This is a genomic window from Siphonobacter sp. (assembly GCF_048595215.1).
Lineage (GTDB): Bacteria > Bacteroidota > Bacteroidia > Cytophagales > Spirosomataceae > Siphonobacter.
This window is the reverse complement of record NZ_JBMDWJ010000357.1, coordinates 1-11,733: the sequence shown is the minus strand read 5'-3', so window position 1 is coordinate 11,733 and position 11,733 is coordinate 1. Positions and strand designations below refer to the sequence as shown.

Here is an 11,733-nt window from a genome sequence, read left to right as displayed (position 1 = left end):
GCCGACCTGCTGGATGGTTGCTTCCGTCAGGGCTTCTTTTTCTTCGTCCGTCAAATAGGGTAACACGCCCGTACTCCCCAGCGGAGCGATGCCGTGAGAGCCGTTCACCACCAGGCGTTCCACCAGTGATTTAAATAAGCCCAGATCGACCTTTCCAGCAGGGTCGAAGGGAGTAATTGGATAGGCGATAACGCCGTGAAAAGGTACATTCGTCATACGTAGTCAGGTAAGGCCGGGACCGAATGCCCCGGCCGGGTGGGTTTAGAGGTCACGACCTTCTTCTTCGCGTAAGGCCACGCCTAGATTTTGCAATTGGGGAGCGTTTTCGCAAGCCAGATACCGGGCTGGCTCGGTAGCACTCGTATTCTGGTGCCGATGCCAGGCCCAGGAAGGAATGTAAACGGCGTCGCCCGCCTTCCATTCCACGCGTTCGCCTTCCACTTCCGTCCAGCCCTGTCCTTCCAGTACGTAAAGCACCGTTTCGTAGGTGTGCCGGTGACGGTTGGTAAGCTGATCGGGTAGCAATCCGCCGATGGTCATGCTGACGTTCTGCGTGGGCAGATCGACGAAGAAAACCGGGTGCTTCCGCTCGGAAGAGAACTGCTCATGGGCACCCGCCTGCTCGACGTTTCGGTGAATCAGTTTTTCGGGACTCCGGAACACGGGACGTGCGTAGGTTTTGTGAAAATCGTTAGACGTGAATTTTTCGTCTTTGGGTGATGCAGTTTCCATAGGCCTTATTGATTCGTTACTAGTCATCGTTTCGTTGATTGACGTCACAAAAGTGCAGGCAGTTTGGACCCTACGAATCATCCAGTTTTCACAAATACTACTGGTCCAGATTGAATCTTGGTTATTGAGACTGGTACGTTCTTCAGGCTGATTAGTAAATCACCCTCAGTATTGAGGCGTAGATATGAACCAGTATTGAGGAACCCGTCAGAATCCAGTTCCTCTTATCTGATCCTTACATAACCTAGCTGATGCCCCCGTCTGCTTGCTCCTAAACTGGATCTCTATTCTTGTGTACATAAGCAGGATCCTATCCTCAATGAGAAAGTACCAGGAATACTTCAGTAGGCACGATAGATTTTATCAATAGACTCATTGATAAAAGAAAAATCGTCAAAATTATAATAGTTAGGAATCCTAACTACATTTGTCACGAACCTTTTACCAAGCAACGATGAGCGAATCACATGCCATTCCTGGATACACATACGGTGACGTATCCCAAACCACTCCCCTCTCGCTAGAGGAACTGGACTTACTTAAACAAACAGTACTATTTAGTCCGGAAGACGAGCGTTTTCTGCAACTGGCAGGTGATGTACTGGGGGATCAAACGGAAGCAATACTGGACGTTTGGTACGGTTACGTGGGCAGCCACCCGCACCTGCTGCACTACTTTAGTTTACAAGGCCAGCCCGACGCCCATTACCTGTCGGCGGTCCGGAAGCGGTTTGGTCAGTGGATCATTGACACTTGCACGCGTCCCTACGACACCGCCTGGCTGGCGTATCAGCAGGAAATAGCCCTGCGTCATCATACGGCTAAGAAGAACCGCACCGACGAGGCCAAGGCCGAACCCATTATTCACCTGCGGTACATCCTGGCCTTTATCGTTCCCCTAACCTTAACCATCAAGGATTTTCTGGCAGCCAAGGGACACGACGCAGAAACCGTAGCCAGTATGCACGCGGCCTGGTTCAAAGCTGTCACGCTGACCGCCGTACTGTGGAGCTATCCTTACGTTCACACCAACGAATTTTAATCACTTTATTCCTTTCAAAGCCATGCAAGTTTCTGTTTTTGATACCTACGTTACCCGTACCGATGGTACACTGATGCACTTCGACATTCTGGTACCCTCCAACGTAACCTGTACGGATACTATCCACCAGTACGGACAAACCTATCTGGCAACCAAAGGCCAAGCCGGACAACCTTTAACCGCGAAGGAATGTCAGTTCTGTCACATTGAACAGGCCACGGAAGAAGTACAGACCAGCATCACCAACCAGGGTTTTCACATCATTGAAATGCAGGGTTGCTACTAACATTCCCCATTGATTCCATCATCCTTTTACACGACCAATCATGAATCGTTCCCTTGCCCTTACATTCACTACGCTTGTTGTTTCTTCGGGACTTGCTCTGGCCCAGACTACGCAGCCCGGAGCCGCCTACAACAATGCCGATTTTAAAGTTACTTCGACGCAGGCCGTCTATCAATCCGATCTGGATCTGGTGGTTATGTCGATGAAGGTAAGCGGGCAGGCCGGGCGTACCGTGCCTAAACCATCGGGCAGTATGGCCAATGCCCCCGTACTTGCCTACGTGTTTCCGACTACGCTTCAGCCACAGGATGTCGGCTTTTCGCCCACCGAAGGCATCGTAGCCCTGGCCCTGACGTCGCACCCCGACATGGATGATACGCCACTGTGGGATGAAAACAATGATGGGAATTTTGATAATGATGGCTTGGTTTGGCACCCGCACTGGGTGGTATTGCAGGAAGATAAACGCGTACCCGGCGGACTCAGCGTGAAAGCCTTTCGCAAGGATGACAAGACCGTCGTACTGCCCAAAACGGCCCCGGGCGTGCCCATTTATTTTGATTCGCCGGGCTACAACGTAGTTACTTCCGGACCCACGATTCGAGTAGCCATTCCAGCCTACCGCATTCATAACCGTACGGATTTCCGTTTTGATGCGGTAACGTGCTACCTGCAAATGTATCACCCGGCCCACGGCGATACCGCATCGCATCATAAAGCAGAAGATAAGCCCCTGCTGGGCGTATACGCCGTGTATGGCGTGTTGTCGGGGAAGTTATCCCTGCCGTATTCGGTAACGAAGAAGTAATGGTTGGTATGGGATGGGTTTGCAACGCCCATCCCGTACCCCAAAAAAAGGCATTCACTCATTCTTTATTAGCATACGATGGAAACTACCTGCCTTCCCTTCGCTTCCTACCTGGAGGACCTCATTCAACAGCGTCAGTACGTGAAAGTCCAGTATTTTAGCGAACTTCACGAACTGATTACGCTTGATGCACTTTTTGTAACGCTTACCGATCCGGGAGATGGGCCGCTTGCCCTTCTTTCTTCGGGTGAGCAGATTGCGGTAGCCCAGCTGGTCAGTGCCGGAGGAAGGTTCGCCCCTGCGTATCAGGGTTATGAGCTGTACTGCGAAACCTGCGATTTTTGAATGACGGATTCCATATTCAATTTAGAACAACAAAACAGCTCCGTAGACGCCAAGATTGTAGCGGGGCTGGAACGGGTTGGGGAAGTATTTCGGGTGTTGCTCTGGCAACAAAGTCGGGATACGGGACTCAGTCCTATTCAGATTCAAGTACTGCTTTTCCTGGCTTTCCACGAACCTACCCAGTGTAAAGTTGGGTATCTGGCGAAGGAATTTAACCTGACCAAGCCCACCATTAGCGATGCCGTAAAAGTACTGGTTCAGAAGGCTCTGGTCCAACGTATCACGGACCCTCTGGACAGTCGCAGTCACCATCTGGAACTGACGCCCGCCGGAAAGCAAATGGTCGATCAGACCAGTTCGTTTGCCAACGTTCTGCACGGAGTAGTGCAGTCATTCGGGCAGGAACAGAAAACGATCCTGTACGAAAGTCTATTCAAGCTCATCTTTGAGCTTACGCAACGCGGCGTAATTCAGGTTCAACGCATGTGCAAAACCTGCCGTCACTACCGGTTTGATGGGCAGATTCATTACTGCGGTTTACTACAAATTCCGCTGGAAGCCGGGCTGTTACGGCTGGATTGCCCCGAGCACGAGCAAGTGCTTTAATCATCTCTGCTGCAGTAGCTTTAATCCGTCCTTTCGCTTCATTAACTCGTATGAAGTCCTGCTTTCACTTCGGTAATTGAACCGTGATTTCTCCGTGGAGCTGATCCCGGCTGGCTTTGAGCTTCTGATCCACCCAGATACAAAGTTTACTCTGATTGCCCGGCGTGGCTGGATCCCAGTCTTTTTTCCAGATGATGTCAACATCGTGCCCGTGGTAGCGGATATTGCCCAGGTAGAAATAGTCCCACTGCTGCTCGGGTACCAGGGGTGATACGGAAAATTTATTGTCATGAAAGGAGGTAAACCCAATCAGGTCTTCGATGATAATATCCGGAAATGTGGAGTGGAAATAATCGGACTCGCCGCCGAACGTCTTTCCATTACTCGGAATATACCATTCGCCAATGTTCAGTTCTTTCGTACCATGCATCCGGGCGAGCTTCTCGATGTAGTCGTACAGGAGTTGTTTCTGGGCGGACGAACTATTTCCCTGATACGATCGCAGGTAGTTGGCGTATCCTTTGTATACGACTGAGTTTTCAAAAGGCCAGCCCCGGCCGTTCCAGGCATAGGCCTGTTCATTGTAGTAGGGATGTTGCTGCTCCGCCGTCGTCATACCCGCCGCATTGTAAAAGCCTTTCCGCGAAGCAAACAGGTCCCAGGCTTTCGCGTAGGTCTGGTAGTTCTGCTTTGGTAACAACTGAAAATACCAGGGCGTATATCCCACCGACTCCCGTACCCGGGCCTCAAAATCGCCGATACCAAAGGCATTGTCTCCGGCACTCAGCGTATTGAAAAATTGATCCTGCGTGTTCCAGAGCACGTTTAGTACCTTTTGCTGAAGGGCCTGAGCTTTAGCCGTATACTCTTCTACTTTCGTAGTCTTGCTTGTATACCGCACCTGATCCCATCGGTACAGATCAGCCAGCGACTTCAGGTTGCCGTAGGCGTAACTGTTCACGGAAGGCCGAACCAGGTAATAGTCCGGGTACCCTTTCCGGAAAGCCGTAGGATAGTCTTTGGCCTGTTGCGATTGGGCGGCGTTACCCGTCGTTTCCCAACCCAGGTAGTATTTCCGCCAGTTATCTTTCGTGTACAGACTATACGGTCCCTGACTTTCAATCAGACCCAGAACGGCCGAAAGGCTGAATTCCATGCCATCGTACAGGTCGAGTATTTTGTACATGCCCGCCGTTTTGGACCGGGGCGTGTGCACCGTAAACAGCGAATCCCAGACCTGTTGATGCTTTTCCATTGCGGGCAATACCGCGTGCAGCCATTGCGGATCGGGATGAATTTTCTGAAAAGCCTCCACGCCGTTCACCATCCAGCTCGAAAAATGGTGACTTTCCGGTCGACTCAGATACGTCAGGAAATTCCCGTTCTCCCGCTGCGGTAGCCGGGAAGCCGAGCCCCGCATGAAATAATCCGCGTAGGACTTGAGAAAGGTATCATCCCGCAGCCAGCGTACGTCATAAAACTGATGCCCGGCGGGACAGGTAATGGCTCCGCTGAGGGAAGCCCAGGGTTTCACGCCGAAAAACTCGGTCACCACCCAGTATTTTTTGTGGTCTTCGGGATCGTCGTATTCTTTCAGGTGTTTGCTGATCATCCACCAGCGGTAATTATAAACCTTAGTCAGACTGTCGGCGGAGCTACGAAACAAAGGCACGTTTGCCAGTAAAAACGCTTTATTGTTACCAGCGTTAAAGGGGCCATCGGACGCCGGGCGATTGGCATATTGGTTGAACTCATCTACGTGAGCGGACAAGGTTTGTTTGGATGCATCTTTTAATCGCTGTAATTCACGGGTATACAAGGTTGATTTTTGACTGGTACAGGCCGTCAGGAAAAGCCAGCCCAGCCAACAAATCCCGGAGAGATAGCGACGTAGGAATGGAAGGAGTCGAGGTTGATTCATCGTTGGTTTAAGAGGTTAAGCCCGAAGGCTGATCTAAGGTAGTAGCGGAAAACGGAAGGTTTCAACTCGCGAGGCTTCAAAAAAGGATTTTGACCCTATTCTATCCAGTGAGAAACGCGTATTTCTTGATCTTAGGTAAGGAACGGACCACCATAAAACGGAGTTACCTCTCTAAAGAATAGTGAACAGGTAAGGCATGCGGTTGCCCGCTTTCTGGCGGGTCAACAAAGGTTTAAATAACCCTACTGATCCGAATTAGTGGATTAACCGTTGCCTTATTCATGTTTTTTCACGAAGAAACGCTTATATCACGCTACCTTTGCGGGTAAGTACCGAGCTTATATCACAAGACTCCCATCATGATTTATTTCTTTTCTGCGGATCGGGTTACTGTTTATGCAGTGGAAACCCAGCAGTCTCTTACGGATTCGGACCTTTCTAAGTTAAGCTGGCTGTTTGGCGATGCCCCCGTCCTTGCTGAAACCACCCTAAGCCAGGTGTTTACAGGTCCCCGGGCGGCCATGATTACCCCCTGGAGTACCAACGCGGTAGAGATTACCCAGAATATGAATATTCAGGGCATCAGCCGAATTGAAGAATTTACGCAGGTAGAAGCGGACTTCACGGACTTTGATCCGATGGTTTCTCAAAAATACACCGAGCTGAATCAGGCTATTTTCACGATTGATAGTACGCCTGAACCCATTCTGGAACTCGACGATATTGCCGCCTACAACCAGCAGGAAGGCCTTTCGCTGAATGAAGATGAGGTAGCCTACCTGAATGATTTGTCCCAAAAAATCGGTCGCAAGCTTACGGACGCGGAAGTTTTTGGCTTTTCGCAGGTAAACTCCGAGCACTGCCGTCACAAAATCTTCAATGGTACCTTCGTCATCGACGGCGAAGCTCAGCCGACCTCACTTTTCAAATTGATTCGCAAAACGTCGGAAACGAACCCCAACGGGATTGTTTCTGCGTATAAAGATAACGTGGCCTTCCTCAAAGGCCCCCGCGTGCAGCAATTTGCTCCCAAGCGGCCCGACGTACCCGAGTTTTATCAGGTCAGCGAGTTCGACTCGGTGATTTCGATTAAAGCGGAGACGCATAACTTCCCTACCACGGTGGAGCCCTTCAGTGGGGCCGCTACGGGTTCGGGCGGCGAAATCCGCGACCGTCTGGCGGGGGGGCAGGGTTCCATTCCGCTGGCGGGTACGGCAGTCTACATGACGGCCCTGTCGCGGCTGGAACAGGATCGCCCCTGGGAAAAAGCCGTGGCCGAACGCAAGTGGTTGTATCAAACGCCGATGGACATCCTGATTAAAGCGTCCAACGGAGCTACGGATTTCGGTAACAAATTCGGTCAGCCGCTGATTACGGGTTCGGTCTTAACCTTCGAACACGAGGAAGAAGGCCGCACGCTGGGTTACGACAAAGTGATTATGCAGGCCGGTGGTATCGGCTATGGTAAAGCCGAACAGGCGAAAAAACACGAACCAAAACCAGGCGATCAGATCGTGGTGATGGGTGGGGATAATTACCGCATCGGACTCGGTGGAGCGGCCGTATCTTCGGCGGATACCGGTAAGTTCGGTTCGGGTATTGAGCTTAATGCCGTACAACGTTCCAACCCCGAAATGCAGAAACGCGTGGCAAACGCCGTGCGTGGTCTGGTAGAAAGTGATCAGAACCCCATCGTATCGATTCACGATCACGGTGCGGGTGGTCACTTGAACTGTTTGTCCGAACTCATCGAAGAAACCGGCGGATCGATTGACCTGGATAAATTGCCCGTGGGTGATCCTACCCTTTCGGCCAAGGAAATCATCGGGAACGAATCGCAGGAACGCATGGGTCTGGTGATTGGTACCGAAGACCTGGAAACACTGCAACGCATTGCTGACCGCGAGCGGGCTCCTATGTACGCCGTGGGCGAAGTAACCGCGGATCATCGTTTTACGATTGCTTCCCACACGACCGATTCCAAACCCATGGATCTGGCACTGGCCGATATGTTTGGCAGTGCTCCCAAGACGGTCATGAACGATACTCGTTTGGAACGTACCTACCAGCCCGTCAGCTATGACGTAAACCAGCTGGAAACGTATCTGGAAGCAGTCCTGCAACTGGAAGCCGTGGCCTGTAAAGACTGGTTGACCAACAAGGTCGACCGTTGCGTAGGTGGCCGTGTAGCTAAGCAACAAAACGTCGGACCGCTGCACCTGCCCCTGAATAACGTGGGGGTGATGGCACTGGATTTCCAGGGTAAAGACGGCATTGCCACTTCCATTGGTCACGCTCCGATTTCTGCTCTGATTGATCCGGCAGCGGGTAGTCGGAATGCCATTGCCGAATCGCTTTCCAATCTCGTCTGGGCACCGCTTGAAGAAGGTCTGAAAAGCGTCTCGCTTTCGGCCAACTGGATGTGGGCCAGCAAAAATCCCGGCGAAGACGCTCGTCTGTACCAGGCCGTGCAGGCCTGTTCGGATTTTGCAATTAGCCTGGGTATCAATATCCCTACGGGTAAGGATTCCTTGTCGATGAAACAAAAGTATCCCGACAAAGACGTTATTGCCCCCGGAACGGTCATTATCTCGGCGGCAGGTCCCTGCGATAATGTACGCGGTGTTGTGGAACCCGTGCTTCAAAAAGACGGTGGATCGATTTACTACATCAACCTTTCCAGCGATCAGTACAAGCTAGGCGGTTCATCGCTGGCTCAGGTACTCAATCGCATCGGTAACGAAACACCCGATGTGGTCGACGCCGAAGCCTTCAAAACGGCCTTCAATACCATCCAGGAACTAATCAAAGCTGGAAAAATCCAGGCGGGTCACGACGTAGGTAGCGGTGGTTTGATTACGACGCTACTGGAACTTTGCTTTGCCGACCGCAACCTCGGAGCCACGCTCGACCTGAGCAGCCTGGGTGAGCAGGATAGCGTAGCGAAGCTGTTTGCCGAAAACATCAGTATTGTTTTCCAGGCCGATGCTTCCGTAGAAGCCCTACTGCAGGAAAAAGGCGTTGCTTTCCACAAACTAGGCGAAGTAACGGCTCAGCCCACGCTGACGATCAAGGATCAGCAGGCTACGTATACGCTGGACATTGACCACCTGCGGGACGTCTGGTTCAAAACTTCTTACTTGCTGGATCAGAAACAAAGTGGTCCCAAACTGGCCAAGGAGCGGTACGAAAACTACAAAAACCACGTACTCCAGTACAGCTTCCCGTCTCATTTTACGGGTCAGAAGCCCGAAGCCGGAGCCGTTCGTCCCAAAGCCGCCGTGTTGCGGGAAAAAGGCAGTAACTCCGAGCGGGAACTGGCGAATGCCCTGTACCTGGCCGGATTCGATGTCAAAGACGTACACATGACGGATTTGATTTCGGGTCGCGAAACTCTCGAAGACATCCAGTTCCTGGGTGCCGTCGGTGGCTTCTCCAACTCGGACGTACTCGGTTCGGCCAAAGGCTGGGCGGGTGCCTTCCTGTATAATGAAAAAGCCAAGCAGGCCATCGAACAATTCTTCGGTCGTGAGGATACGCTTTCGGTGGGCATTTGTAACGGCTGTCAGCTCTTCATTGAACTGGGCCTGATCAATCCCGAGCACGCCGAGAAGCCCAAAATGCGGCACAATGATTCGCACAAACACGAAAGTCTGTTTACTACGGTAACGATTCAGGAAAACAATTCCGTGATGCTTTCGTCGCTGGCGGGCAGTACGCTGGGTGTGTGGATTTCCCACGGGGAGGGACGTTTTGAAATGCCCTACGCCGAGAGCGAGTACCACATTGCGGCCAAGTACGCCTACGAAACGTATCCGGCCAGTCCTAATGGATCTTCGTTCCATACGGCCATGATGAGCGATCAAACGGGTCGTCACCTCGTGATGATGCCCCACGCCGAGCGTTCGGCCCTGCAATGGCAGTGGCCCTACTACCCGGCGGGTCGTACCGACGAGGTATCACCCTGGATGGAAGCCTTCGTCAACGCACGCAACTGGCTTTTGAATCATAAGTAATACGAAACGGGCTCTGCAAACGGAGCCCGTTTTTCATTGGAACCCCTACTCCCGGCTGGAACTTTAGATCTTGCTTGCGTTGAAACGCCGGACTGCCGTAGATTTCGACTTTAATTGACACAGAAGTTGAAAGAACGTTTTTCGTATCGCTTCCGAGTAAAGGGAACAGCAGTTCTGGGAGCCTGCTGCTTTGGCGTGGTGGTGCCCACCTTTTACGTACCCATGGAACTGGGATCTACGGCTCACCTGCTTTCCATTCTGGTAGCTACCGTGACCAGTTATGTGATCTGGGAAGGCAGTAAATTCATTCAGGCCCTGACACTGTATTTTTTCCCCTGGGAGAAAAGCCTGACCCAACATCTGGTGTATGAGGTACTGGGCATTTTCCTGTTCTCCTCCCTGATCCTGATCTGCGGGATTTTGCTATACAGCCGTCTCGTTTCTTCGGTCCTCATTACGGCGGGGGTAATCGTTCAGAATGGCTTTGTCTCTTTTCTATTGGCCCTTTTATTCATTGCCTTTAACGAAGGAACTTTTCTGTTTAATCAATGGAAAAAATCGCTTTTGGAACAGGAAAAACTACGGGAGGAAAACCTAGTAGCTCGCGTCGAAGGGTTGAAAAAACAGCTCGATCCGCATTTTCTCTTCAATAGTTTGAGCGTACTCAGTGGCGTTGTGTATCAGGACCCCGCTCTGGCCGACCGTTACATTTCCAAGCTGGCTCAGGTGTACCGTTACGTACTGGACCATACCGAAGAAAAACAGGTTCCCTTATCGGCGGAGATGGCCGTGGTGGAAGCGTACTGCTTTTTGCTGAACGTGCGGTTTTACAATAAAATCCAGATGCACCTGCGGATTGCAACACCTGCTGCTCAGGTTTTACCCCTGTCTATTCAGCTGCTGGTCGAAAACGCGGTGAAGCATAATTACATTTCCGAGGACCATCCGCTGAGTCTGTCCATTTACACGGAAGAGCAGGTCGTATGGGTAGAAAATAGTTTACGCCGAAAAACGGTAAAAGTCCCTAGTAGTGGGATTGGTCTGCAAAATCTGGAAGCCCGCTACCGTTATTTTTCCGGGCAGTCCATTCGCATTGAAGAAACGGCGGACACGTTTCGCGTGGGCTTACCCCTTTTGAACGATTCATTATGAACGTAGTCATTATTGAAGACGAGTTTTTTTCGGCCGAAAAGCTCCGTATTCTGCTTCAGCAAATTGATCCTTTGCTGGAGGTCTTGGCCGTACTGCCTTCGGTTGAAAAGGCGGTAAACTGGTTTAGTACCCATCCCGAACCCGATCTGATTTTCTCGGACATTCAGCTGGAAGATCAGGAAAGTTTTGCCCTCTTCGAGCGGTTAGCCATCGATGCTCCCATCATTTACACCACGGCTTACGATCAGTACGCGATTCAGGCATTCAAGCAAAACAGTATTGATTATCTGCTGAAACCTATTAATCCGGAAGAGCTGCGGGCGGCGTTGAAAAAGTACGAGTACCTCTCCCAGCGGTTTGTATCAAAGAACCCGGAAACGCCTAAATCCGAGCCTAAGGAACGATTTATGGTTCGGAAGGGAAATGGATTTACGGTCGTCAAGGCCCAGGACATTGCCTACTTCAAAAGCGATCAGAAGCTAAGCTTTCTAATCACGTTTGATGGACAGAAACTACTAGTTGATGCAACCCTGGAAGAACTCACCGAACAAGTCGATGCCCGGCGGTTCAACCGCATCAGTCGTAATCGTCTCGTTTGTATTGACAGCATCCAGAAAATTCACCCGCACTTCAACGGTCGTCTCAAGCTGGAACTGATTCCCGCCGATGAAGAAGAGGTGTACGTAAGCCGCGACCGGGTACAGGCGTTTAAGGAGTGGATTAATTCCTGATAGTATTGGTCGGTGTGTCCGCTTAAGGGTTTCTGGTTCTTGAATCAAGAATCAGTTTTTCAGTACCAGCACTTGACAGTACTCAAATAGCTAC

At 51.2% G+C, this 11,733-nt stretch carries 11 protein-coding genes; 8 read left to right on the top strand and 3 right to left on the bottom strand.

All coding sequences use genetic code 11. The features are described 5' to 3' along the window. Together ACOJTG_RS22235 and ACOJTG_RS22230 are read right to left on the bottom strand one after the other, a co-directional pair. The coding region (locus tag ACOJTG_RS22235) for a dihydrodipicolinate synthase family protein (protein WP_420155816.1) at window positions 1-216 on the bottom strand (216 nt) is incomplete at its 3' end. A gap of 45 nt (window positions 217-261) precedes the next feature. Then, window positions 262-732 carry a cupin domain-containing protein gene (locus ACOJTG_RS22230; RefSeq protein ID WP_420155815.1) on the bottom strand — a complete coding sequence of 157 codons (471 nt, stop codon included), beginning with the start codon at window positions 730-732 and terminating at the stop codon, window positions 262-264. Between the two features lie 454 nt (window positions 733-1,186). Between ACOJTG_RS22230 and ACOJTG_RS22225 the strand changes: the two genes are divergently transcribed. The 5 genes from ACOJTG_RS22225 to ACOJTG_RS22205 all read left to right on the top strand — a co-directional run bounded on the left by ACOJTG_RS22225 (window position 1,187) and on the right by ACOJTG_RS22205 (window position 3,819). Continuing rightward, on the top strand, window positions 1,187-1,774 hold the full coding sequence (locus tag ACOJTG_RS22225; RefSeq protein ID WP_420155814.1) for a protoglobin domain-containing protein: 588 nt from the start codon (window positions 1,187-1,189) through the stop codon (window positions 1,772-1,774). A 22-nt stretch (window positions 1,775-1,796) separates the two neighbouring features. Next, window positions 1,797-2,060 (top strand): DUF2024 family protein, encoded by a 264-nt coding sequence (locus ACOJTG_RS22220; protein ID WP_094808600.1) that lies wholly within the window; start codon window positions 1,797-1,799, stop codon window positions 2,058-2,060. A 40-nt stretch (window positions 2,061-2,100) separates the two neighbouring features. Then, on the top strand, window positions 2,101-2,868 hold the full coding sequence (locus tag ACOJTG_RS22215) for a hypothetical protein (RefSeq protein WP_420155813.1): 768 nt from the start codon (window positions 2,101-2,103) through the stop codon (window positions 2,866-2,868). A gap of 78 nt (window positions 2,869-2,946) precedes the next feature. Beyond that, window positions 2,947-3,213: a hypothetical protein gene (locus tag ACOJTG_RS22210; protein ID WP_420155812.1), complete on the top strand. Its 267-nt coding sequence runs from the start codon at window positions 2,947-2,949 to the stop codon at window positions 3,211-3,213. Then, the gene (locus ACOJTG_RS22205; protein ID WP_420155811.1) at window positions 3,214-3,819 is read left to right on the top strand and encodes a MarR family winged helix-turn-helix transcriptional regulator; all 606 of its coding nucleotides are present in this window, start codon (window positions 3,214-3,216) and stop codon (window positions 3,817-3,819) included. A gap of 64 nt (window positions 3,820-3,883) precedes the next feature. Here ACOJTG_RS22205 and ACOJTG_RS22200 read toward each other — a convergent pair whose 3' ends face one another. After that, complete coding sequence (locus ACOJTG_RS22200; protein WP_420155810.1) at window positions 3,884-5,740, bottom strand: MGH1-like glycoside hydrolase domain-containing protein; 1,857 nt, start codon at window positions 5,738-5,740, stop codon at window positions 3,884-3,886. A gap of 359 nt (window positions 5,741-6,099) precedes the next feature. On the opposite strand from ACOJTG_RS22200, the gene purL reads away from it, so the two are divergent. The 3 genes from purL to ACOJTG_RS22185 all read left to right on the top strand — a co-directional run bounded on the left by purL (window position 6,100) and on the right by ACOJTG_RS22185 (window position 11,639). Further along, window positions 6,100-9,756, top strand: coding sequence for a phosphoribosylformylglycinamidine synthase (gene purL / locus ACOJTG_RS22195; protein ID WP_420155809.1), 3,657 nt, complete (start codon window positions 6,100-6,102; stop codon window positions 9,754-9,756). A gap of 126 nt (window positions 9,757-9,882) precedes the next feature. Further along, the gene (locus tag ACOJTG_RS22190; RefSeq protein ID WP_420155808.1) at window positions 9,883-10,908 is read left to right on the top strand and encodes a sensor histidine kinase; all 1,026 of its coding nucleotides are present in this window, start codon (window positions 9,883-9,885) and stop codon (window positions 10,906-10,908) included. Further along, window positions 10,905-11,639 carry a LytR/AlgR family response regulator transcription factor gene (locus ACOJTG_RS22185; RefSeq protein WP_420155807.1) on the top strand — a complete coding sequence of 245 codons (735 nt, stop codon included), beginning with the start codon at window positions 10,905-10,907 and terminating at the stop codon, window positions 11,637-11,639. Before ACOJTG_RS22190 ends, ACOJTG_RS22185 begins: the two co-directional genes overlap by 4 nt. The last annotated feature ends 94 nt before the right edge of the window (window positions 11,640-11,733 follow it).

What these genes read in the sequence shown, in the direction of transcription:
- ACOJTG_RS22185 (WP_420155807.1), top strand. Translation starts at nt 10,905, where the DNA reads ATGAACGTAGTCATTATTGAAGACGAGTTTTTTTCGGCCGAAAAGCTC.
- ACOJTG_RS22230 (WP_420155815.1), bottom strand. Translation starts at nt 732, where the DNA reads ATGGAAACTGCATCACCCAAAGACGAAAAATTCACGTCTAACGATTTT.
- ACOJTG_RS22215 (WP_420155813.1), top strand. Translation starts at nt 2,101, where the DNA reads ATGAATCGTTCCCTTGCCCTTACATTCACTACGCTTGTTGTTTCTTCG.
- ACOJTG_RS22220 (WP_094808600.1), top strand. Translation starts at nt 1,797, where the DNA reads ATGCAAGTTTCTGTTTTTGATACCTACGTTACCCGTACCGATGGTACA.
- purL (WP_420155809.1), top strand. Translation starts at nt 6,100, where the DNA reads ATGATTTATTTCTTTTCTGCGGATCGGGTTACTGTTTATGCAGTGGAA.
- ACOJTG_RS22205 (WP_420155811.1), top strand. Translation starts at nt 3,214, where the DNA reads ATGACGGATTCCATATTCAATTTAGAACAACAAAACAGCTCCGTAGAC.
- ACOJTG_RS22200 (WP_420155810.1), bottom strand. Translation starts at nt 5,740, where the DNA reads ATGAATCAACCTCGACTCCTTCCATTCCTACGTCGCTATCTCTCCGGG.
- ACOJTG_RS22210 (WP_420155812.1), top strand. Translation starts at nt 2,947, where the DNA reads ATGGAAACTACCTGCCTTCCCTTCGCTTCCTACCTGGAGGACCTCATT.
- ACOJTG_RS22225 (WP_420155814.1), top strand. Translation starts at nt 1,187, where the DNA reads ATGAGCGAATCACATGCCATTCCTGGATACACATACGGTGACGTATCC.